22 protein-coding genes are annotated in these 22,506 nt (G+C 64.5%); 14 read left to right on the top strand and 8 right to left on the bottom strand.

The features are described 5' to 3' along the window. Genes FOM02_RS29390 through FOM02_RS29400 form a run of 3 tightly spaced genes read right to left on the bottom strand, consistent with a single transcriptional unit; the run spans window position 1 to window position 2,522 of the window. The gene (locus tag FOM02_RS29390) at window positions 1–1,722 is read right to left on the bottom strand and encodes an urease subunit alpha (protein WP_027559078.1); all 1,722 of its coding nucleotides are present in this window, start codon (window positions 1,720–1,722) and stop codon (window positions 1–3) included. A 28-nt stretch (window positions 1,723–1,750) separates the two neighbouring features. Next, the gene (locus FOM02_RS29395; RefSeq protein ID WP_051378492.1) at window positions 1,751–2,200 is read right to left on the bottom strand and encodes an urease subunit beta; all 450 of its coding nucleotides are present in this window, start codon (window positions 2,198–2,200) and stop codon (window positions 1,751–1,753) included. Between the two features lie 19 nt (window positions 2,201–2,219). After that, window positions 2,220–2,522 carry an urease subunit gamma gene (locus FOM02_RS29400; RefSeq protein WP_027559076.1) on the bottom strand — a complete coding sequence of 101 codons (303 nt, stop codon included), beginning with the start codon at window positions 2,520–2,522 and terminating at the stop codon, window positions 2,220–2,222. A 183-nt stretch (window positions 2,523–2,705) separates the two neighbouring features. Between FOM02_RS29400 and FOM02_RS29405 the strand changes: the two genes are divergently transcribed. Next, a complete protein-coding gene (locus FOM02_RS29405; RefSeq protein WP_035729955.1) occupies window positions 2,706–3,797 on the top strand; it encodes a HoxN/HupN/NixA family nickel/cobalt transporter in 1,092 nt (363 codons plus the stop codon). Between the two features lie 9 nt (window positions 3,798–3,806). Here FOM02_RS29405 and FOM02_RS29410 read toward each other — a convergent pair whose 3' ends face one another. The 3 genes from FOM02_RS29410 to FOM02_RS29420 all read right to left on the bottom strand — a co-directional run bounded on the left by FOM02_RS29410 (window position 3,807) and on the right by FOM02_RS29420 (window position 6,504). After that, window positions 3,807–4,442: a response regulator transcription factor gene (locus tag FOM02_RS29410; protein ID WP_027559074.1), complete on the bottom strand. Its 636-nt coding sequence runs from the start codon at window positions 4,440–4,442 to the stop codon at window positions 3,807–3,809. 150 nt (window positions 4,443–4,592) lie between these two features. After that, the gene (locus FOM02_RS29415; protein ID WP_027559073.1) at window positions 4,593–5,222 is read right to left on the bottom strand and encodes a response regulator; all 630 of its coding nucleotides are present in this window, start codon (window positions 5,220–5,222) and stop codon (window positions 4,593–4,595) included. Window positions 5,223–5,244: 22 nt separating this feature from the next. Beyond that, the gene (locus FOM02_RS29420; RefSeq protein WP_265440337.1) at window positions 5,245–6,504 is read right to left on the bottom strand and encodes an ATP-binding protein; all 1,260 of its coding nucleotides are present in this window, start codon (window positions 6,502–6,504) and stop codon (window positions 5,245–5,247) included. Window positions 6,505–6,948: 444 nt separating this feature from the next. Between FOM02_RS29420 and FOM02_RS29425 the strand changes: the two genes are divergently transcribed. Beyond that, the gene (locus FOM02_RS29425; RefSeq protein WP_027559071.1) at window positions 6,949–7,452 is read left to right on the top strand and encodes a DUF1269 domain-containing protein; all 504 of its coding nucleotides are present in this window, start codon (window positions 6,949–6,951) and stop codon (window positions 7,450–7,452) included. A gap of 18 nt (window positions 7,453–7,470) precedes the next feature. Here FOM02_RS29425 and FOM02_RS29430 read toward each other — a convergent pair whose 3' ends face one another. Continuing rightward, on the bottom strand, window positions 7,471–8,181 hold the full coding sequence (locus tag FOM02_RS29430; protein ID WP_027559070.1) for a Bax inhibitor-1/YccA family protein: 711 nt from the start codon (window positions 8,179–8,181) through the stop codon (window positions 7,471–7,473). Window positions 8,182–8,430: 249 nt separating this feature from the next. Here FOM02_RS29430 and FOM02_RS47235 point away from each other — a divergent pair, with 249 nt between their 5' ends. The 12 genes from FOM02_RS47235 to FOM02_RS29490 all read left to right on the top strand — a co-directional run bounded on the left by FOM02_RS47235 (window position 8,431) and on the right by FOM02_RS29490 (window position 22,108). After that, window positions 8,431–8,622 carry a DUF6894 family protein gene (locus FOM02_RS47235; protein ID WP_084334272.1) on the top strand — a complete coding sequence of 64 codons (192 nt, stop codon included), beginning with the start codon at window positions 8,431–8,433 and terminating at the stop codon, window positions 8,620–8,622. A 189-nt stretch (window positions 8,623–8,811) separates the two neighbouring features. Continuing rightward, on the top strand, window positions 8,812–9,048 hold the full coding sequence (locus tag FOM02_RS29440; protein WP_027559068.1) for a hypothetical protein: 237 nt from the start codon (window positions 8,812–8,814) through the stop codon (window positions 9,046–9,048). Window positions 9,049–9,117: 69 nt separating this feature from the next. Further along, complete coding sequence (locus FOM02_RS29445; protein WP_027559067.1) at window positions 9,118–10,242, top strand: AI-2E family transporter; 1,125 nt, start codon at window positions 9,118–9,120, stop codon at window positions 10,240–10,242. Then, complete coding sequence (locus tag FOM02_RS29450) at window positions 10,239–10,838, top strand: hypothetical protein (RefSeq protein WP_027559066.1); 600 nt, start codon at window positions 10,239–10,241, stop codon at window positions 10,836–10,838. Before FOM02_RS29445 ends, FOM02_RS29450 begins: the two co-directional genes overlap by 4 nt. Beyond that, on the top strand, window positions 10,839–11,324 hold the full coding sequence (locus tag FOM02_RS29455; RefSeq protein WP_027559065.1) for a DUF992 domain-containing protein: 486 nt from the start codon (window positions 10,839–10,841) through the stop codon (window positions 11,322–11,324). Between the two features lie 81 nt (window positions 11,325–11,405). Next, window positions 11,406–12,476 carry an HlyD family secretion protein gene (locus FOM02_RS29460; RefSeq protein WP_265440338.1) on the top strand — a complete coding sequence of 357 codons (1,071 nt, stop codon included), beginning with the start codon at window positions 11,406–11,408 and terminating at the stop codon, window positions 12,474–12,476. Further along, the gene (rbbA, locus tag FOM02_RS29465) at window positions 12,473–15,223 is read left to right on the top strand and encodes a ribosome-associated ATPase/putative transporter RbbA (protein ID WP_027559063.1); all 2,751 of its coding nucleotides are present in this window, start codon (window positions 12,473–12,475) and stop codon (window positions 15,221–15,223) included. The genes FOM02_RS29460 and rbbA overlap by 4 nt, the downstream gene beginning before the upstream one ends. Next, window positions 15,224–16,336, top strand: a complete 1,113-nt coding sequence (locus FOM02_RS29470) for an ABC transporter permease (RefSeq protein WP_027559062.1) — start codon at window positions 15,224–15,226, stop codon at window positions 16,334–16,336. It begins immediately after the preceding gene. A gap of 135 nt (window positions 16,337–16,471) precedes the next feature. After that, window positions 16,472–17,029: an HdeD family acid-resistance protein gene (locus FOM02_RS29475; RefSeq protein WP_027559061.1), complete on the top strand. Its 558-nt coding sequence runs from the start codon at window positions 16,472–16,474 to the stop codon at window positions 17,027–17,029. Between the two features lie 338 nt (window positions 17,030–17,367). After that, complete coding sequence (locus tag FOM02_RS29480) at window positions 17,368–17,625, top strand: hypothetical protein (RefSeq protein WP_027559060.1); 258 nt, start codon at window positions 17,368–17,370, stop codon at window positions 17,623–17,625. 59 nt (window positions 17,626–17,684) lie between these two features. Continuing rightward, window positions 17,685–18,923: an efflux RND transporter periplasmic adaptor subunit gene (locus tag FOM02_RS29485; protein WP_035729959.1), complete on the top strand. Its 1,239-nt coding sequence runs from the start codon at window positions 17,685–17,687 to the stop codon at window positions 18,921–18,923. Next, entirely contained in the window at window positions 18,920–22,108 is a 3,189-nt protein-coding gene (locus FOM02_RS29490; RefSeq protein ID WP_051377980.1) for an efflux RND transporter permease subunit, read from the top strand. The genes FOM02_RS29485 and FOM02_RS29490 overlap by 4 nt, the downstream gene beginning before the upstream one ends. A gap of 46 nt (window positions 22,109–22,154) precedes the next feature. On the opposite strand, the gene FOM02_RS29495 is transcribed toward FOM02_RS29490, so the two are convergent. Continuing rightward, a complete protein-coding gene (locus FOM02_RS29495; protein ID WP_027559058.1) occupies window positions 22,155–22,505 on the bottom strand; it encodes a phasin in 351 nt (116 codons plus the stop codon). Between the last annotated feature and the right edge of the window lies 1 nt (window position 22,506).

A 22,506-nucleotide genomic window follows, 5' to 3' on the forward strand; every position in this document is an offset into this window, starting at 1 on the left:
TCAGCTGAAGAAATATTTCTGGTTCAACGACACCGTCGTCAGTGGCGGAACGGTGGCGTGCTTGCCGTCCACGGTCACGGCGAAGGTCTCCGGACTGACCTCGATCTTCGGCGTGCCGGTATTGCGAACCATGTTCTGCTTTCCGATCTTGCGCACGTTCCTCACCGGCATCACCTGGCGGCGCAGGCCAAGCCGTTCCTTGACGCCGGCGGCATGCGCGGCGCCGGAGACGAAGGTGATGCAATTGGCGGCCAGCGCATCCCCGTAGGCGCCGAACATCGGCCGGTAATAGGTCGGTTGCGGCGTCGGCAGCGAGGCGTTCGGATCGCCCATCACCGCCCAACTGATGAAGCCGTTCTTAATCACGATCTTCGGCTTGGCGCCGAAGAATGCCGGCTCCCACAGCACGAGATCGGCGATCTTGCCGACCTCGACCGAGCCGAGCACGTCGGCGATGCCATGCGCGATAGCGGGATTGATCGTGATCTTCGCGACGTAGCGCAGCACCCGGAAATTATCGTTGCCAGGTGCGTCCTCCGGCAGCTTGCCGCGTCCCGTCTTCATCGCATCGGCGGTCTGGATGCAGCGGAGCCAGCATTCCCCGATCCGCCCCATCGCCTGCGAGTCGCTCGAGAACATCGAGATGACGCCGAGGTCCTGAAGGACGTTCTCCGCGGCGATGGTTTCGGCGCGGATCCGGCTCTCGGTGAATGCGACATCCGAGGGAATATCGGGGCTGAGATGGTGACACACCATGATCATGTCGTAGAGCTCCGCCTGCGAATTGATGCCGTAGGGGAGCGTGGGGTTGGTCGACGACGGCAGGACGTTGGGGAGCCCGGCGATCTTGATGATGTCGGGCGCGTGGCCGCCGCCGGATCCTTCGGTATGGAACGAATGGACCGTTCGTCCTTCGAACGCCGCAATCGAATCGTCGATGAAGCCGGACTCGTTCAGCGTGTCGGTATGGATGCAGACCTGGGTATCGGTCTCATCAGCGACCGTGAGCGCGGAGCGAAGCACAGCCGGCGTGGTGCCCCAGTCTTCGTGGCATTTCACGCCGACCGCCCCCGCCTCGATCTGTTCGACCAAGGCGGCTTTGCCGTGGCCGTGTCCTTTGCCGAGAATGCCGACGTTGAGCGGCCAGTTTTCGAACGCGCGCAGCATCATGCTGATGTTGCCGGGGCCCGACGTGACCGTTGTCGCGTTGGATCCGTCCGAAGGACCGGTCCCGCCGCCGATCAAAGTGGTCGTGCCATTTGAGAGCGCAGCCTCGGCCTGCTGCGGCGAGATGAAATGGATGTGCGTGTCGATCCCGGCAGCCGTTAGGATGAGATGTGAGCCCGAGATGGCGTCCGTCGCCAGGCCCAGCTCCAGGCCGGGCGTGATGCGATCCATTGTCTGCGGATTGCCGGACTTTCCGATCGCACAGATGCGCCCATCCTTGATGCCGACATCGGCCTTCACGATGCCCAGCATCGCGTCGATGACGGTCACGTTGGTGATCACGAGGTCGGGTGCGCCGCCCGCCCGCGTCACCTGATTGTCCATTCCCATGCCTTCGCGCATGCTCTTGCCGCCGCCGAAGACGATTTCGTCGCCGTAGCCGCCGCGCAGGTCGCGCTCGATTTCAACGAACAGACCGGTATCGCCCAAGCGGATCCGGTCGCCTGTCGTCGGCCCGAACAGGCCGACATATTCCTGCCGGGAGATGGTCGCCATCACGGCCCTCGTTCAAGAAATGGACGCGTCACGCCTTGGTCTGCGAGGAACGAAAGCCCCGTTCCGCCGCCAGCGCCACCGCCCTGGATTTCATCTTGGCGGCGTTCTTGTCGGCGGTCGGACCATCGACAAGATTATTGAAGCCATAGACGGCGCGCTTGCCGCCATAGGGAACGAGCTGAACCTCGCGCTCGTCGCCGGGCTCGAACCGCGTTGCGGTCGAGGACGGGATGTTCAGATGCAGGCCGAACGCCGCGGCGCGATCGAATTCCAGCGCGGGATTGACCTCGAAGAAGTGGAAGTGCGAGCCGACCTGAATGGGGCGGTCTCCGGCATTGCGCACCTTGAGCGCGGTCACCGGCCGATCGGCATCGAAGGTGATCGCTGCCGGGCTGCACACATAGCCACCGACCGGTACGCTCGACGTGGCCGGATCGACATCGGCGGCAATCTTGGGGCCTAGTTTTGGTCCGGCCATGTCGACCTCCTCCAAACGTTTACTGGATCGGCGTATGTACCGTGACCAGGCGGCTGCCATCGCTGAACACGGCCTCGACCTGCACCATCGGAATGAGATCGGCAACGCCATCCATGACGTCGGCCTTGGTGAGAACGGTGCGCGCCTCGTTGGTGACGTCCTCGATCGTCTTGCCCGCGCGTGCGCCATCGAGGGCCGCCGCTGAAATCACGGCGACCGCTTCCGGATAGTTGAGCTTGAGGCCTTTGGCCCGTCGTTTCAGCGCCACGTCGGCCAACATGTGGACGAGCAGCTTGTCGAACTCTCGCGGGGTTAGCTGCATGGGATTCTCCCGGAGCCCGGCTCCCAAGGACCGCAGCCACGTTGGAACAAGTCTCCGGCAAGAATCATCCGGTGTTCTACTCAGTCGGAGATCGGGAAATACCAATGAGCCGGCGTCGTCATGCTGGGCTCTTGCCTTCGTCAGTATGATGGACTTTGATGAAGCTCACACCGAGGTGCGGCCATGGGCCAAGCGACGTACCAGGCGACGAAGCGGTCTTTGCGAGGTATCGAGCTCGGCACCGCCCTGCTGTTCGGCGGGCTCATCTTCGCCAATGCCGCGGCGTGGCTCTGGGCATTCGCGCTGTTCGCCGACCGTCCAGTGGTCATGGCGACCGCCCTGCTCGCCTGGGTGTTCGGCCTGCGTCACGCCGTCGATGCCGATCATATCGCCGCGATCGACAACGCGGTGCGCAAGTTGATCCAGGCAGGCGGTGCGCCGAAATGCGCCGGACTTTATTTCGCGCTCGGGCACTCCAGCGTGGTCGTGGCGGCGACCATGCTGCTGTCGGAAACCGCAATCGGATTTTGGGGTGATGACAGCCCGGGCAGGCGCATCGGCGGCCTGATCGGCACTTCGGTTTCGGCCGCGTTCCTGCTGCTGATCGCGCTGATCAATCTTGCCATCTTCATCGGCCTGTGGCGCACCTTCCGATCTGCAACCCGGAAGGCAAGCCACCATATGGAACATCTCGACGCTGCTCCCGGTGTGGGCGTATTTGCGCGCCTGCTCAGCCCGGCGTTCCGTATCGTGACGAAGACCTGGCACATGTATCCGCTCGGCTTCCTGTTCGGGCTCGGCTTCGATACGGCAACCGCCATCGGCCTGATGAGCATCTCGGCAGCGGAGGCGGTTCGCGGCGGGTCAGCCGGGAGCGTCCTGGTGTTTCCGGCATTGTTTGCCGCCGGCATGGCACTGGTCGACACCGCCGACAGTGTGTTGATGGTGAACGCCTATCGCTGGGCTTTCGTCGATCCGTTGCGCAAGCTCTGGTATAACCTCACGATCACGGGGGCGTCGGTCGTCATCGCGCTCTTCATCGGCGGGGTGGAGGCGCTCGGCCTGCTTGGCAGGCAGTTCGAGCTGTCAGGCCATTTGTGGTCGGCCATTGCCGGCCTCAACGAGAGCCTTGCCGATCTCGGCTTCGTGGTGATCGGCTTGTTCGGGTTTGCCTGGCTCGTATCCGTCGCGCTGTATCGCGCATTCGTTGCAGATCGCGGGCCTCACCGGAATACGGGACGTCTCGCCTGTGCCGAGGCGCGCGACGTGGCGTAACAGCGGTCTTCAGGGCGCGACCAGCTTCTTGCGAATGGCGTAGCGGACCAGCTCGGCGGTGGAGGACATCCTGAGCTTGCGCATAGCCGAGGCGCGGTGGGTCTCGACCGTCTTCACACTCAGCTTCAGGATCGTGCTAATCGACTTGTTGGTATGCCCTTCCGCGATCAGCTGGACCACGCTCTGCTCGCGCGAGGTCAGCAACATGTCGGCCCGGTTCTGCTTGTTCACCTGGTAATCGTGAAGCAGCTTCTCCAGCAGGATGCTGGTGAAGTAGGGCCTGCCGTCGAGCAGGGCCTCGATCGCGAAGATCAGGTGCTTGCGGGCGTCCGACTTGAACAGGAAGCCGCGCACCCCCGCCAGGATGGCCTCGGTCAAGAGCTCCTCGCTCTCGTGCATCGTCAGGATCAGGACTTCGGCCCGGAGATGGAGCGCCTTGAGGCGGCGACTGACCTCCAGGCCGTTCATGATCGGCATGGAATAGTCCACGATCAGGATATCCGGCCTGGTTTCGAGCGTCAGCGCAACCGCTTGCTCGCCGTTGGTCGCTTCTCCGCTCACGATCCAGTTGGAATGCGTTTCGACGATCGCGCGCAAACCGGATCGCACGACTTCATGATCGTCCGCAATCAAGATGCGTTTCACGGCATCGTTCCCGTTTTCCCCGCTTTGCCCGCGAGGCCGTCAACGACGCTGGCGATCATATGGGCCGCGGCTGCGGGCGTTATCCAGCAAAACCCTGAGATCTCTCGGCGGAGGTCCTGACCTCCGGAACGCCGCGTCGGTGTTCCCGCCTCAAGCCTCGACAAGTCCGGCCCGGACGGCGTAGCGAACCAGCCCTGCCGTCGAGTTCACCTCGAGCTTACGCATCGCGGCCGCCCGGTGGGCCTCGGTCGTTTTGACCCTGAGGTTGAGGATCGCGCTGATTCCCTTGTTGCTGTAGCCCTCGGCAACCAGCTTGACCACCAGTTGCTCCCGCGCCGTGAGATCGTCGTGGCGCTTGCCATCGCCCACAGGCCCGCGATCGAGTTCCGTCGAGCAGCTTCTGTTGCAGAACGGCCTGTGCAGCAGCAGCGATTCGACTGCGGCAAGCAGCAGCTTGTTGGCATCGGACTTCACCAGGAATGCGCGCGCCCCGGCCTCGAACGCCTGCTGCGCCAGCAGGCCAGAATTGTGCACGGTGAAGATCAGCACCTCGGTCTGCAGCGGATAATCCCTGATCCGCCGCGCCACCTCGACGCCGGTCATGCGCGGCATGGAGAAGTCGACGATGGCGACATGGGGCCGGCTCTCGATCGCGGCGGCCACCGCCTTGCCGCCATCGTTCACCTCAGCCACTACCTCCCAATCCGCCCGTTGCTCGATCACCGCCCGTAATCCCGACCGTACCGCCTCATGATCGTCGGCAATGAGAATTCGCTTCATGGCAGAGCGCTCCAGTATCCGTTCACAGCGTTTCGGTCCGGACCCTGGACCTGGCACCGCGGGGGGCTAGTGTTCTCTCTTTGACCGTCTGCCTGCGCGGCCGCGTCGTTGTCGTGTCTCTTCGCCGATTGTCTCGCATTGCCGCCAGGGCATACGGAAACGCTGCGTACAAGACCGTGCCGGATTGCGGCGCTGCCCGATTGGGATGGATGTCGAGCGTGCCGCCAATCTCGTGCAGCCGTGCTCGCATCGCCGGAATTCCGACCCCGATCGATGCTGTCCTGGTGCCGCGCCGGCCGGGCTCTACCGGGAGGCCGCGTCCGTTGTCGCGGACCGTCAAGTGGAACCAATCATTGGTCGCGTCGATGACAATCGCCACCTCCGTCGCCTTCGCGTGACGGAAAACGTTGGTCAGGGCCTCCTGGACGACGCGCAGCAACGAGCGCTTGGTTTCGTAGAGCAACCGATCGACCTCCGGCACGATGTCGACCGTCACCCGCAACGACGTGCGCGCCGCAAATCCTTCCGCGTATCGTTCAATGGTGGCCTTCAGGCCCTCTCCCGCCAGATTCCGGGGATGCAGCAGATAGGCAAAGGCGCGGATCTCGCGGAGAGCTTCGTCAATCGACGTATCGATGTCGTCGCAAAGCTGCCCTGCCGAGGCCGTCTCGCCGAGATGGCTCCGGACCCGCATCAAGCCAAGGCTGGCGGCAATCAAATGCTGACAGGTCGAATCGTGGAGGTCTGACGCGATCCGTTGCTGGATGCCTTCCTGGATGGACAACAGGCCGACGTCCATGGCGAGGCCGTCGTCGCGTTCGATGACGCTCTCGCGGGGGCCGTTGCGTATGGAACGATGGCTGCCGATCAGTCCGACCACGCCGCCGACCGATGGATCGACGACCGGCACCACGGTCGTTTCGATGTTCCGGGGCGAGCCGCCGAGCGCGAGACGCTGCCGGATCCGTATCTCGGCACCTTCGGCGAGACACGCCCGAAGCGTCTCGCAGACGGCTCTGGCATCGTCTCCGCTCATGCAATCGAAGACATCCATGTCGCGGACGTCCTTTGACGAGAGGCCGAGATGAGATTCGAACTCGGGATTGATCGCCTCATAGGCGAACCGCCCCTCAAAGATCGGGCGAACGACGAAGAGAAGATCCCTCGAAAACTTCCAATGGAGCGCCTCGATCGAATCGTCCGAACCTATTCGCGGCCAGCTCCCGAGGCTGGTACGATGCAACTCTGTGGGGGGACGGCCATGTAGTTTCACGGTACGCACTCACTCTATTCAGGCGCCTTTTCGGCACCGAAAGCAGTCGTGGGCCCCCGCCCGCCAAACATCCACAATCCGGCTCCGGAAGGTCCGCCGCCCTGGAGCCAACCGACTATACACCCCGAACAGCGCTCACACCATCAAGTAGCATTGCAATGGGAATAAAATCTCGAATTCGTGACGCCCGCTCTGCAACGCACGAATATGCAACTTGTGCCACGTCGATCGTAGGCGGCGCCGCGGGTCCGGTCAGGAACGAGTAAATAGCAGCATATGCGGATTTTTCGAACCGAGGTTCCGCGTGCGAAATTCGCGCCGAGTGCGAGCTTGCCCATCGGGACATTCATCCACGGTGTCGAGGGTTTCGTCCGATCCCGAAAGCGACGCTTGCGCGATAAGGTCGGGCGGGCTGTTCCGGTGCCTGTCTTTCGACCTAACGGGAGGTCTCCCATGTCGGATCTTGTCGCGATCGTGTATCCGTCCGAAGCGAAAGCCGAGGAAGTGCGTCAGCGACTGCTGAAGCTGCAAAAGGAATATCTGATCACCATCAGCGACGCCGTGATCGCGGTGAAGACGGATTCGGGCGGCATCAAGCTCAATCAGCTCGTCAACACGACCGCCATGGGCGCGATGACGGGAAGCTTCTGGGGTCTGCTCATCGGCGTGCTCTTCCTCAATCCGATCCTCGGTGTCGCGGTAGGCGCGGCTTCGGGCGCGCTTGGCGGCGCGCTTTCCGACTTCGGCATCGACGATGCCTTCATGAAGAGCCTGTCCGCCAACCTTAAGTCCGGCAACGCGGCCCTGTTCGTGCTGATCAAGCACATGACCGCGGACAAGGTGATCAAGGAGATCAAGGACGCCGGCGGCGTCGTGCTCAAGACCTCGCTCGACGAGACCAAGGAAAAGATCCTGCGCGATGCCCTCGAGAGCGCCGTGGAGCGGCCGGCGGCCTGAGCCGCCGCCCTGCTCGTCTCAGCGCCTTCCGCCGGCAAGGCGCAGCAGCATCAGGAACAGGTTCAGGAAATTGAGGTAGAGCGACAGCGCTCCGATGACGGACTTGCGCCCCGCGGAGGTATGGTCATCGGCGCTGTCGTACATCGCCTTGATCCGCTGCGTATCGTAGGCCGTGAGGCCGGCAAACACGCCGACGCCCACGATCGAGATCAGCCAATCGAGCGTGCTCGACGACAGAAACAGGTTGACCAGGCTCGCAATGATGATTCCGATCAGCCCCATGAACAGGAAGGTGCCGAGGCCGGAGAGATCGCGCCGCGTCGTGTAGCCGAACATGCTGAGCGCGCCGAAACTCGCCGCCGCGACGAAAAACACGCGGGCGATCGACGAGCTGGTATACATGTGCAGCAAGATCGAGAGCGAAATACCGATCAGGGCTGCATAGATGAAGAACAGCAGCCGCGCCGTCGACACCGACAGCGTATTGATGCGCGAGCCGATGAAGAACACCAATGCGAGCGGCGCCAGGATGAACAGCCACATCAACGGGCTCTGGAGCAGCGCGGGACCGGTAATCTCGTAGGTCAGCCAGGCGACGAGCGCGGTCAAGCCGACGCCGCCGGCCATATAGCCGTAAATCCGCAGCATATAGTCGTGCAATCCGGCGTCCACCGCGCTCGCACTGCCGCTCGCCTGCGGATTGGTCAGGTTCTGGTCGAAATTGGACATGGTTGGCCTCCTCTGGATCTCACAGAGGACAGCGACGCTAACGTTCGTACCGGCGGAGCGACATCGGCCAATCACCCTATTGGTGCTGGCGGTAACCACCCGCGCGCGCTGCAACCGGCGAAGGGCCAAGCAGCCACCGCCACGCTCACGTTACCGATCCGCAAGGCCATGGCGCCTAAGCCTTTCGGCGTAGGCGCCTTACGCCTTTGTCACTTGGAAGCCAGCGCCCCGTCTGCCCTAGTCCGGGGCATGCGCTTCTTCTTTCACATCGCCGACAAATACGGTGTCTGTCCCGATGGCATCGGACACGACTGCATCGATCAGGATGCGGCCGTCCGGCATGCCCGGCATTTTGCCACCGAACTCGCCAGGGCCGGCGAGTTCTTCCGCGGCAGCGTCGTGCTCGTTGCCGGGCGGCCAGCCCCAGCTTCCTGTTCGTGAGCGCCAGGGCAGCGCCTCTTTAGCCGCGGCGCTTTTACGGAGTTGCGCGTCCATCGCGCCGGCCGATTTCCTGCCCTCGCCGCCTACAGAGAATCCCCGATGTGCGCACACCACGCGCACTTCTAAGATTGCCTGCCCTCGGAGCCGTCTCGATCCGAGCCGTGGTCCCCTGAGCGCATGGAGGCGGGCATGAACATTCACGCCATTGGTCGCGGCCTGGTTCTGGCCGGATTGGTGGCCCTTGCCCTGCCATCCCTCTCGATCGCGCAACCGAAGGACACCGGCGCGGCGGCACCAGCGCAGACAGGTGCGGCTGCGCCGAAGGAGGCAGTCCCCAACACCAACACCAACCCGGTCAAGCACCGCTACTGGCGTCATCGCGGCGGCCGGCACCCGCATTATGGCAGCCGTCGCGTTCGTACCTGAGGCCACTGCGGAGGCGCCCCACGGCCGGCAGCGGCATTGCGCCGGAGATGCCTGGCGATGGATCGAGCGATGAGCGATTCCAGGATGGGACCAGATCGATTCCGCGAGGTCGTGCTGACCGCTGCCGAACGGCCGGACAGCGCCGAGCCGCCAAGAAGCATGCTCGCCGTCGGCCTCTCCCTGCTCGCCACGGGCGTCGCCCTGTTCCTGATATGGCAGACGGTCTCCAGCCTGCTCATCGTCTTCGCCGGCGTGCTGTTCGCGGCCTTGCTCGACGCCGCGGCGCGAGCGCTGGCTTCGATCGTTCCGATCAGCCGCGCCTGGCGCCTGACGCTCGTGCTTCTGCTGCTATCCGCGCTATCAGGCTTTGGAATGGCCTGGGGCGCGGGCAAGTTGCCGGAACAGACGCGCCTGCTGCTCAAAGTCATGGATGCCCAGGTCGACGTGCTCCAGGAGCACTTGCTGTCATATGGCGTGGACCTGCTCGGCCCGGAATGGGGCCGCGACTTCGCTCAATGGCTGTTCGCCGATCAGGGCCGGTTCTTCAGCCACGCCCAGTTTCTGCTCGGCGGAGCATCGAGCTTCCTCTCCGCGGTGCTCGTGATCCTGTTCCTCGGCATCCTTTTCGCCTTCGATCCCACCGGCCATCGCGAAAGCGTGGTCATGCTGGTCAAGCACTCATACCGCGCCCGTGCGCGCGCCGTGATGGATGAGATGGGCGGCATCATGCGGCTGTGGTTCGTCGGCCAACTGGTTCGCATCGTCCTGATGACGTTGTGCGTCTGGATCGCGCTCTATCTCATTGGGCTGCCCGGTCCCTTCGTGCTGGGGCTTCAGGCAGGCCTGTCGAACTTCATTCCCTATCTCGGGCCGATCGTTGCCGCGATCCCGATCGCGCTTGTGGCAATGCCGCTCGGCGCATCGCTGCTGATCTGGGCCGTCGTGATCTACACCATCATCCAGTCGATCGAGGGCTATGTGATCGGCCCGCTGATCCAGCGCCAGGCGGTCGAAATCCCGCCGGCCTGGACGTTGGTCGCGATCGTCCTCCTCGGCTCCCTGTTCGGTGTCCTCGGCATCGCGCTCGCGATGCCTCTCGTCGCCATCGGCCGGGTCGCTATCATCAGGTTCTATGTCGAGGACTATCTTGGCGACGATCCGAGGCCGGCAACGATTGCGAGCGATCAGTCATGAGCGGAATTGACGCGCAGCAAAGCGATCTCCACGAGACCGCCCCGACGCGATCGGGGACGGCTCAATTCATGTGGCAGCAGCTACCTTATCTGGTTGCGCTGCTGCTCGCCATCGCGGGCGTCGCCTATACCAACGTCTCGCACCAGCCTTTGACCGGCTATTGGGAATTCCTGGCGCTCGCCATCGGCGTCGTCTGCGTCGTGACCAAATGGCCGGAGGTCGATGGCAGGGACAACCAGCTCCGCCTGATCTGGACACAGGCGCTGCACTGGATCGCCGTCCTGGTCACGATGAACATCATGCTCATTTCCGGCGTCCAGCAATTGCTGCCCACGCCGGCAACCGGCCTCGTCCTGCTGACCTTGCTCGCGCTCGGCACGTTCCTTGCGGGCGTGAGCCTGCTGTCGGTGCAGATCAGCTTTCTTGGCCTTGCGATGGGCGCGGCCGTGCCGGCGATCTCCTGGCTGAAGCAATCCATCTTCTTTTTCCTGCTGGGCGCCGTGCTGCTCATCGGACTCGCCATCTCGTTCTGGGTGCGCCAGGACCGCAGGCCGCCGCACGTCGCCACGCGAACGAGCAACCAGGCGGAGGATTGAATGCACAAATTTCGGCATCTTGCAGCCATCGCTGCGTTGACATGGTCTTGCGGTGTCGCACCACCCGCGCAGGCCGAAGCGTTTCGGGTCGGCAGGCTGTTGTGCTGGTCGACGCCGCGTGTCGGACTGGTGCTCGGATCGGCGCAATCGCTGCGCTGCACGTTCCACAGACGGCACCCGCAGCGGACATATATCTACGAGGGACGGATCAGGCGCGTCGGCCTGGACATCGGCGTAACCAGCGCCGGCACCCTGTCCTGGGTCGTGTTCGCCAGGAACTCGCGGATCGGTCCCGGTACCTTGCGCGGCCAATATGTCGGTGCAAGCGGCAATGTCGCGTTGGGTCCTGGCCTCGGCGCCAACGTCCTCATCGGCGGCTCTCGCCGGAGCGTCATGCTTCAGCCGTTGTCGATCGAACGGTCGATCGGGCTGAACCTTGCCGCCGGCGTGACCAATCTGACGCTTGGACCGCGGGGGCGAGGATGAATCGCGCCCGCGATCCCGCGCAGCATCGACGGAGCGGATGCGACCATTTCCACCCCGTTGCGCGACAAAGCAGCCCGGGTCATGACACCTAATCGAAAACGCTGGCTGATCGCGCTCGTTGCCGTCGCACTCTGCGTCGGCGGCTACTTCGCTTGGCAGGCGCTTGGGGGCGATGGTCTTCCAAGCGGATTCGCCAGTGGCAACGGCCGCATCGAGGCGGTCGAGATCGATATCGCCACCAAGACACCGGGGCGCATTCGCGACATCCTGGTGCGCGAAGGCGATCTGGTCTCGGCGGGACAGGCGCTGGCGCAGATGGATACGGTGCAGCTCGAGGCGCAGGCTCGCCAGGCACAGGCCCAGCTGCGACGTGCCACGATCGGAATCGAGACGGCCAAAAGCCTTGTCACCCAACGTGAGGTCGAGAAGAAAACGGCGACCGCGGTGATCGCGCAGCGCAGCGCGGAGTACGATGCAGCCGACCGGAGGCTCCAGCGCTCCGAACAGCTGATCAGGACCAGTGCCGTGTCCCAGCAGGTGCTCGACGACGACCGGGCGACCGCCAACGGCGCACGCGCAGCCGTCGCGGCGGCGGAGGCCCAGCTTGCAGGCTCGGAAGCCGCCATCGGTGCGGCCGAGGCGCAAGTGGTCGATGCGGAGGCTGCGGTCGAGGCGGCGAAAGCCTCCATCGAGAGCATCAAGGCCGATCTGAACGACTCGACGCTTCGCGCACCACGTGACGGACGCGTCCAGTTCCGCGTGGCCCAGCCCGGCGAGGTTCTCAGCGCCGGTGGACGCGTGCTCAATCTCGTCGATCTCGGCGACGTCTTCATGACCTTCTTCCTGCCGACGGCCCAGGCTGGCCGTGTCGCGATCGGTTCGGAGGTCCGGCTCGTCCTCGACGCCGCGCCGCAATGGGTCATTCCCGCCAGAGCGACGTTCGTCGCCAGCGTCGCTCAATTCACGCCGAAGACGGTCGAAACCGAGGTGGAACGTGAGAAGCTGATGTTCCGGGTCAGGGCGCACATTCCGCCGGATCTGCTGCGGAGGAACATCGAGCAGGTCAAGACCGGGCTTCCCGGCCGCGCCTTCGTTCGCCTTGATCAAAAGGCCGAATGGCCGGCGCAGCTTACGGAAAATCTGGTCAAATGAGCGACGCGCCCGATCCGCCTCCGGTGATACGCCTCGAAGCGGTCGGGCTGTCCTACGGTACGACGCGCGCGCTCGACGGCATCACGCTCGAGATTCCGCCGGCACGCATGGTCGGCCTGATCGGCCCCGACGGCGTCGGCAAGTCGAGCCTGCTGTCGCTCGTCGCAGGAGCGCGCGCGATCCAGCAAGGCCGTGTTCTCGTGCTTGGCGGCGACATGGCCGATGCCGCTCACCGGCGACAGACCTGCCCGCAAATCGCCTACATGCCGCAAGGTCTCGGCAAGAACCTCTACCCGACGCTCTCCGTGTTCGAGAATGTCGACTTCTTCGGGCGTCTGTTCGGTCACGATCGGCACGAGCGCGAGGAGCGAATAGGCCAGCTCCTGCGGGATACCGGCCTTGCGCCGTTCACCGACCGGCCGGCGGGGAAGCTGTCCGGCGGCATGAAGCAGAAGCTTGGCCTGTGCTGCGCGCTGATCCACGACCCAGACCTGCTGATCCTCGATGAGCCGACCACCGGTGTCGATCCACTCTCGCGGCGCCAGTTCTGGGAGCTGATCGAGGGCATTCGGAAAGATCGCCCCGGCATGAGCGTCATCGTCGCCACCGCCTATATGGAGGAAGCGGCGCGGTTCGACTGGCTTGTCGCGATGGACGACGGGCGGGTGCTCGCAACCGGCACGCCGTCCGAGCTGCTGCAACAGACAGATACCGACACTCTCGACGCCGCCTTCATCGCCCTGCTCCCGGAGGAGCAACGTCGGGCCCACAGAGAGGTGGTCATCCCGCCTCGCGCGAGCGACCAGGGCGAGGACATCGCGATCGAAGCCGAGCAGCTCACGGTCAGGTTCGGCGATTTCACTGCGGTCGATCATGTGAGCTTTCGTATCGCCCGCGGCGAGATCTTCGGCTTCCTCGGCTCCAACGGCTGCGGCAAGACCACGACCATGAAGGTGCTCACCGGGCTGCTGCCGGCAAGCGAAGGTGAAGCGCGGCTGTTCGGACACGAGGTCGACCCCAGGGACATGGATGTCCGGCGCCGCGTCGGCTACATGTCGCAGGCCTTCTCGCTCTATAGCGAGCTGACCGTCCGTCAGAACCTGGAGCTGCACGCGCGCCTGTTTCGGCTCGCGCCGGATACGATCGGCAACCGGGTCCGCGAGATGGTCGAGCGCTTCGATCTCGCCGGGGTCATCGACGCCCTGCCCGACGCTCTGCCGCTCGGCGTCCGCCAGCGCCTGTCGCTTGCCGTCGCCATGATCCACGCGCCCGATATCCTGATCCTGGACGAGCCGACCTCCGGCGTCGATCCGATCGCACGCGATGGCTTCTGGCAAATCCTGTCCGATCTCTCGCGGCACGACAATGTCACGATCTTCGTCTCCACCCATTTCATGAACGAGGCGGAACGCTGCGATCGCATCTCGCTGATGCACGCCGGCAAAGTGATGATCAGCGACACGCCGGCGGGAATTGCCGCCCGGCGCGGCGGCGGCAATCTCGAACAGGCCTTCGTGGCCTATCTGGAGGACGCTATCGCGGCAACGAATCCGGCCGGGGCATCGCCGGCGCCGCAAATCACCGGCAAGACTGCCGCGAAGGCGCACGGCGCCTTGCACGTCTTCGATCCGCGCCGCATGTTCGCCTACACCCAGCGCGAGGCGCTCGAGCTCAGGCGCGATCCGATCCGCGCCACGCTTGCGATCCTCGGCAGCCTGATCCTGATGTTCGTGATGGGCTACGGCATCAACATGGACGTCGAGAACCTCTCTTTCGCCGTCATGGACCGCGACGACAGCACGACCAGCCGCGACTACGTGCTCCAGATCGCAGGTTCACGCTATTTCACCGAACTTGCGCCGATCACCGACTATGATGATCTCGATCGCCGCATGCGCAGCGGCGAGCTCAGTCTTGCGATCGAGATTCCGCCCGGATTCGGCCGCGACGTCGCCCGTGGCAGCAACGTCAAGATCGGCGCGTGGGTCGACGGCGCAATGCCGTCTCGTGCCGAGACGGTGCGCGGCTACGTGCAGGCGATGCACACGACCTGGCTGGCGCAGCGCGCCCAGCAGCTCCATGGCAGCGCCGGCACCACCGGCGATTTCCAGATCGAGGTTCGTTTCCTCTACAATCCCGACATCAGGAGCATCGTCGCGATGGCGCCGGCCGTGATCCCGATCCTGCTCCTGATCATTCCGGCCATCCTGGCTACGCTAAGCGTCGTGCGGGAGAAGGAGCTGGGATCGATCATCAACTTCTACGTCACCCCGGTGACGCGGCTGGAATTTCTCATCGGCAAGCAGCTTCCCTATGTGGCGCTCGCGATGCTGAATTTCCTGCTGTTGACCGCCTTCGCCGTGTTCATCTTTCGCGTCCCCTTCACGGGCAGCTTCGCCGCCTTCGCCTCGGCCGCGCTGCTATACGTCATCATCACGACTGCGATGGGCCTCGTGATCTCGTCGTTCATGGCAAGCCAGATTGCCGCGATTTTCGCGACCGCGCTGCTCACCATGATCCCGGCCACGCAATATTCGGGACTGGTCGATCCGGTCTCCTCGCTCCAGGGCGCGGGCGCCCTCGTCGGGCGAATCTATCCGACTGCCCACTTCGTCACCATTACACGCGGCACCTTCTCGAAGGGCCTCGACTTCGGCGATCTGTCCGAACCCTTCGTGGCTCTCGCCGTCACGGTCCCGGTGCTGCTCGCGCTCGGCGCTGTGCTTCTCAAGAAGCAGGCAAACTAGATGCAGATCGGCAATGTCATTCAGCTCGGTATCAAGGAGCTCCGCGGCCTGCTCCGTGATCCCATGATGCTCATACTGATCGTCTATGCCTTCACGATCTCGATCTATACCTCCTCCAGCGCACAACCGGAGACCCTCAACCAGGCCGCGATCGCCATCGTCGACGAGGACAGATCTCCCGCCGCAACGCGCATCATCACGGCCTTCAGCCCGCCCTATTTCACTATTCCCCGGCTGATCCCGCAATCCGAGATGATGGCCCGTATGGATTCGGGGCTCGATACCTTTGCGCTCAACATCCCGCCCAATTTCCAGCGCGACCTTCTGGCGCGGAGATCGCCCGCCGTCCAGCTCAATGTCGACGCAACTCGGATGTCGCAGGCCTTCACCGGAAGCGGCTTCATCCAGTCCATCGTCACCGACGAGGTCAGCGAGTTCCTGTCCCGCTACCGCTCGGCCGCGCCGCTGCCGATCGATCTGGCGCTCCGCGCACGCTTCAATCCCGAGCTCAACAGGACCTGGTTCGGAGCTATCAACAACATCATTTCCTCGGTCACGATGCTGTCGATCATCCTGACCGGCGCGGCCCTGATCCGCGAGCGCGAGCACGGCACGATCGAACATCTCCTGGTCATGCCGGTGACCCCGTTCGAGGTCATGGCGAGCAAGATCTGGTCGATGGGGCTCGTCGTGTTCCTTGCAGCCAGCATATCGCTTGTCTTCATCGTTCAGGGCCTGCTGGCGGTCCGGATCGACGGCTCGATCCCGATGTTCCTGATCGGAACGGCGCTCTATCTCTTTGCGACCACCTGCATGGGCATCTTTCTCGCCACGTCCGCCGGCACGATGCCGCAGTTCGGTCTCCTGCTGATGCTGGTGCTGATGCCGCTTCAGATGCTGTCGGGGGCCACGACCCCGAGGGAGAGCATGCCCGAGATCATCCAGGACATCATGCTCGCTGCGCCGAACACCCATTTCGTGATCCTTGCCCAGGCCATCCTGTTTCGCGGCGCCGGTCTGACCGTGGTGTGGCCGCAATTCGCCGCGCTGCTGGCAATCGGCGGAGTATTGTTCGTCCTGTCCCTTCGTCGCTTCAGGCAATTCCTGCAATGAGGCCGGATGGCGCTGCCGTCTCCGAAGGTCAGCACATTCCCGGCTCATGGCTCAGGGTTTCGTCGGATGTCGACGGCGCGGGTTCACCACTACCATCCGAAGCGTGCCGATCATCTCGGATCTGGAGGGATGGCGATGACGGTGTTTGACAGCCGCTCCCGCATCGAAGCTCTGGGGCCTCCGCCATTCTGGGTTTGCGCGCTGCTCGGCATTGTCTTGATCGCCGCCGGCGCTCTCGCGCTCGGTGACGTCGTGTTCGCGACCATCATCAGCGTCAAGCTGATTGGGCTGACCGCCATCGCCGCCGGCGCGTTCGAGATTGCGCACGCCTTCTGGACCAAGGGATGGGGCGGATTCCTCTGGCAGGTCCTGCTCGGCGCGCTCTATCTCGCCTTCGGTCTGCTGCTGCTCACCCAGCCCGCCTCCGGCGCGCTGATCCTGACCAATTTGCTCGGCGCGGTGCTGTTCGCATCGGGCGTCATCCGATTCATGCTGAGCTTTGCCCATTGGCGGCAGAACGGCTGGACGATGCTGATCTCCGGCGCCTTCGCGATCGTCGCGGGCGTGCTCATCCTGTTCGGCTTCCCGACCATCAGCGCCTGGGCGCTCGGATTCCTGCTCGGCGTCGACCTGATCGCCCACGGCCTGGCATGGCTGGTCTACGCGCTGCAATCGGCACGGACGACCGCATAACAACGGAGAAAACGTAATGGACGCTTCCAGCCGCCGCGCCTTCCTCGGCTTCGCAACCAATGCCCTTGCCGCCGCTGCGATCGGCGCCGCCGGCGCTCGCCTCGTCAGCGTCGCGAACGCGATGCCGGTCGATCCCGCTCCCGGACGTGGCAGCGAGCCCTTGGATGACGTGACGCAGGCACAGTGGGGGCCAGGATGGGGGGCCGGGTCCACGGCCCGGGGATGGGGGCCGCTGGCGCTGGTGCGCGAGCGCGCGCCGTTCCAGCCGATGCCGACCGACGGGCAGCCGCCGTCACTGCGGATGGCGCTGGTAGGTGCCTCCCGAGGATCACACCAAGATGAGGGAGGACATGGTGCGCAACAAGAGCCAATGGGTCCTCGCCGCCGTGCTGGCAGCGCTGCTGGTGGCGGCGAGCTGGTTTTGTCTCTCGGTCTGGCGATCGACCCCGGCGATGCCGACCTACGGCAACGTCATCCTGGCCGTGGCGGCGATCCTCGTTCTGGTGTCCGGCTGCGGCCTGATCGCGCTGATGTTCTACAGTCAGCGCAAGGGCTACGACGAGCCGGCGCGCAGCGACCGCACCGCGCGGGACTAACGCTGTCTTTCGGTCGATGATCGAGCCGTCAGGCCTCAAGCCTGGAGCAAGGAGCGAGCATGAACCTTGCTGACGTCCCGACCAGGCTGCTAGCGGCAAGCCTGCTGATGCTGGCAGCCACTGGGGCGGCGCGGGCCCAGTCTGCTCCGTCGGCACCTGTCGTCGGCGTCGTCGAAGCGACGCAGCGGCCGATCACCGAGACCGCCGAGTTTCTCGGCCGGATCGAGGCGGTCAATCGGGTCAACATTGCCGCCCGCGTCACCGCCTTCCTGGAGCAGCGGCTGTTCACCGAAGGGGCCGAGATCAAGAAGGGCGATGAGCTCTATCGCCTGGAGCGCGGGCCGTTCGAGGCTGACGTAGCGTCCAAGCAGGCGCAGGTCGTACAGCTCGAGGCAACGCTGGAGAATGCCAAGCTGACGACAGAGCGCGCACGCACCCTGCTGGGCGGGCCGGCCGGTCAGCAATCGACCTACGACGCAGCGATCGCGAACCAGCGCAGCCTGGAGGCCCAGGTCAAGGCCGCGCAGGCACAGGTCGAGGCTTCCCAGATCAACCTCGACTACACCGTGATCAGCGCGCCGATCGACGGCAAGATCGGACGCACGGCCGTGACGGAAGGCAACATCGTCAGTCCAAGCTCGGGCGTGTTGACCACGATCGTCAGCCAGGATCCGATGTATGTCACCTTTCCGGTGCCGCTGCGTCAGGGCCTGGAGCTGCGCGAACGATACGGCCCGCAAGGCGGCCTCGAAGCGGTCACTATCAGGCTGCGGCTGCCCGACGGGCGCATGTACGGGCAATCGGGCAAGCTCAATTTCGTCGACAACAGCATCGCGCAAAACACCGATACGATCACCGTGCGCGGAGAGATCGCCAATCCGATCCTGCGCGCTCCATCAGCCGCAGGCGTGACGGTTCACGAGCTCACCGACGGCGAATTCGTCACCGTCGTGCTCGAAGGCGTCCAGCCGGTCGAGGTGCTGGCGATCCCACGCTCGGCTGTGCTGTCCGACCAGCGCGGCGATTACGTCCTCGTGGTCGGCGCCGACAACAAGGCCGAGCAGCGCCGCATCCAGCTCGGACAGTCGACGCCGACCATCGCTTCCGTTATCAACGGGCTTGCAGCCGGCGAGAAGGTGATCGCCGAGGGCCTGCAGCGGGTCCGTCCGGGTCAGGCCGTCGCTCCCGAGCCGGCGAGCGCGCTGATCCTGTCGAGCATGAAGGCTCCGGCGAGCGGCGCGGCTTCGCCGGGCGATCATGGCGCGTCCGCTCCGACGCGCCCCGGCAGCCGCCCATGATTTCGAGCGTCTTCATCGACCGCCCCCGGCTTTCGATGGTGATCGCCTTCGTCATCACCATCGCCGGCGCGCTGGCGCTCACGCAGATTCCGGTGGCGCAGTTTCCGGACATCGTGCCGCCGCAGGTCACCGTCGCCGCAACGTTCCCCGGCGCCTCCGCCGAGGTCGTGGAGAGCAGCGTCGCACAGCCGCTGGAAGCGCAGGTGATCGGCGTCGACCGCGCGCTCTACATGAAATCGACCAGCGGCAATGACGGCAGCTACACGCTCACGGTGTCCTTCGCGCTCGGCACCAATCCCGACATCAACACCGTCAACGTCAACAACCGCGTGCAGAGCGCCCAGTCGCAATTGCCGACGGAAGTGCAGCAGCAGGGCGTGACGGTGCAGAAGCGATCTTCGTCGATCCTGCAGTTCCTCGTGCTCTACAGCGCGAACGGCCAGCAGGACCCGCTCTTCATCACCAACTACGCCATCATCAACGTGCTCGACGCGATTGCGAGCACGCCCGGCGTCGGCCAGGCGAACCTGTTCGCCAAGATGAATTACTCGATGCGGATCTGGTTCGACACGCAGCGGCTGACCAGTCTCAACCTGACCCCGTCGGACGTGATCGCTGCGATCCGCGCGCAGAGCGTCCAGGCTCCCGTCGGCCGCATCGGCGCGCGGCCGATCAGCGACGACCAGCAATTCCAGTTCAACGTCCAGACCCAGGGCCGGCTGGCGACCGTCGACCAGTTCGCGAGCATCGTGCTGCGCGCCAATCCGGATGGATCCTCGCTGCTGGTGCGTGACGTTGCCCGGGTCGAGATGGGCGCGCAGAATCTCGACAGCGAAGCGCGGATCGACGGGCGCGCAGCCGTTCCGATCGCGATCTACCTCGCGCCGGGCGCCAACGCCGTCACCACGGCGCGCGCGGTCGCCGACACGATGCAGCGGCTGTCGACCCGGTTCCCTCCGGGCCTCAGCTATCTCGTGCAATACGACTCCACGACCTTCGTGCGGGATACCATCGCCGAGGTGCTGCGCACCCTGGGCGAAGCGTTTGTCCTCGTGGTGGTCGTGGTCTATCTGTTTCTCGGAAGCCTTCGCGCCACGGCGATTCCGGCCGTCGCCGTGCCGGTCAGCCTCATCGGCACCTTCGCCGTCCTGCTCGTGTTCGGCTATTCGGCCAATACGGTGTCCCTGCTCGCGATGGTGCTCGCCATCGGCATCGTAGTCGATGACGCCATCGTCGTGGTGGAAAATGTCGAGCGCGTCATGGCGGAAGAGCCTCAGCTGTCCCCGGCCGAAGCCAGCAAGAAGGCAATGAGCCAGATCACCGCGCCGATCATCGCGATCACGCTGGTGCTGCTCTCGGTGTTTGTGCCGATCGCGTTCATTCCCGGCATCTCGGGCACGCTGTTCCGCCAATTCGCGGTGACGATCAGCGCCGCCATGATGATCTCGGCATTGAATGCGTTGACGCTGTCCCCGGCGCTCTGCGCGCTGCTGTTGCGGCACAGCGGTCCGCGCCGCGGCGTCATGGGCCGCGTGCTCGGCGGAATTGACTGGGTGCGCGATCGCTACAGCGGCGCCGTTGGCCGGCTGGTGCGCATGGCCACCCTGTCGCTCCTGCTGGTGGCGCTCTTCGCTGCCGGGATCTTCGGCCTGTCGCTCGTGACCCCGACAGGGTTCCTCCCCGAGGAGGATCAGGGTGCCTTCTTCACCTCCGTGCAGCTGCCGGATGGCGCCTCGGTGGCGCGAACCAGCGAGGTCACCCGGCAGGTCGAGGCCGTCCTGAAACAGATGCCGGCGGTCGACCACGTCCTCGCGGTGATCGGGTTTTCCCTGCTCGACGGCGCCTCCGAGCCGAACAGCGCGCTCGTGGTGGCGCGGCTGAAGCCGTTCGCGGATCGCAACACGGCGGCGGATTCCGCACAGGCGCTCATCGCCAAGATGTTTGCGGCCGGAGCACAGATCCGGCAGGCCAACGTCCTGCCGTTCAACCTGCCGCCGATCATCGGGCTCTCCACCGGCGGCGGATTCGAATATCAGTTGCAAGCGCTGGAGGGACAGAGTCCGGCCGCGATCTCCAGCGTCACCAACGCGCTGATCGGCGCGGCCAATGCCGATCCCCGGCTCACACGTGTGTTCTCCACGTTCACCGCGACCAATCCGTCGCTTTACCTCGACATCGACCGCCGCAAGGCGCAGGCGCTGGGCGTTACGATCAGCGACATCTTCACCGCGCTCCAGGCCACGCTCGGCGGAATCTACGTGAACAACTTCAACCTGTTCGGAAGGACCTGGCAGGTCAACCTGCAAGGCGAGGCGTTCGACCGGGCCGACATCTCCGACATCTGGCGGATCTATGTGCGCAACAGCACGGGCCAGATGGTCCCGTTGAGATCACTGGCCGGGCTCAAGATCGTGACAGGCCCGCAAGTCATCACCCGCTACAACAACTATCGCTCGGTGACCATCAACGGCAGCCCCGCGCCGAACATCTCCTCGGGCACCGCGATCGCCGCGATGGCGCAGATCTCGGACAACGTGCTGCCGTCCGGCTACAGCTTCGCGTGGACCGGCACCGCCTATCAGGAGCAGCAGGCCGCGGGCCAGACCGGCATCGTGCTGATGCTCGCAGTGCTGTTCGCCTATCTGTTCCTGGTCGCGCTCTATGAGAGCACGGTGATCCCGATTCCCGTGCTGCTCTCGGTCGTCGTCGGCGTGCTGGGATCCTATCTCGGCATCAAGCTCGCGGGCCTCAATCTCGACCTCTATGGCCAGATCGGCCTCGTGGTCCTGATCGCCCTCGCGGCCAAGAATGGCATCCTGATCGTCGAATTCGCCAAGGAGCAGCGCGAGGCTGGCGTCGCGCTTCACGAAGCCGCCATCCAGGGCGCTCATATGCGCTTTCGCGCCGTCATGATGACGTCGGCCGCCTTCATCCTTGGCCTGTTGCCGCTCGTGATCGCGACCGGCGCCGCCGCGCTCAGCCGGCGCGCCGTGGGCACGGCCGTGTTCGCCGGCATGCTGGCCGCAAGCACAGTCGGGATCTTCCTGGTGCCGATGCTATACGTGGTCTTTCAGCGCATGCGCGAACGCGCGAAGGCGGCACTCAAGCGCACGCCGCGACGACACGATCGCGACAGCAGAGCGACGACCGAGCCGCCGGACCTCGCGTCTGGCGGCTCTGAGTAGACTATCACGGCCATGTCCTTCGACCCGCCCATGACCGTCCGGCGTGTCAACTCTTCGGGGTGAACAGGCCGCCAGCGGCTTTCATCGCCGATTCGCCCACGGTCCTCGCCTGGTCGGTCAAAGCCCGCATCTGGTCCTGGAAGAAATCGGCCTGGAGCTTGAGTGCGTCCTGCATGTCCTTGGCCTGGATCAGCTTATCGCCGAGGTCGAAGGTGGCGGTGACGTTGCGCTGCATGAAGCTGGAAAATTCCTTGGCCTGGTTTGCGATCGGCAGCGGGGAAGCGGCAAGTCCCTTCTCCAGCATCTCGAAATACTCCGCATTGGCCTTGCGCAGACGGCCGAGCGCTTCGGCCAAAGCCGTGCGGATACCTTCGACGGACGAATTGATTTCTGCCATG

It is taken from the genome of Bradyrhizobium sp. SEMIA (assembly GCF_014844175.1).
GTDB classification, from domain to species: domain Bacteria; phylum Pseudomonadota; class Alphaproteobacteria; order Rhizobiales; family Xanthobacteraceae; genus Bradyrhizobium; species Bradyrhizobium arachidis.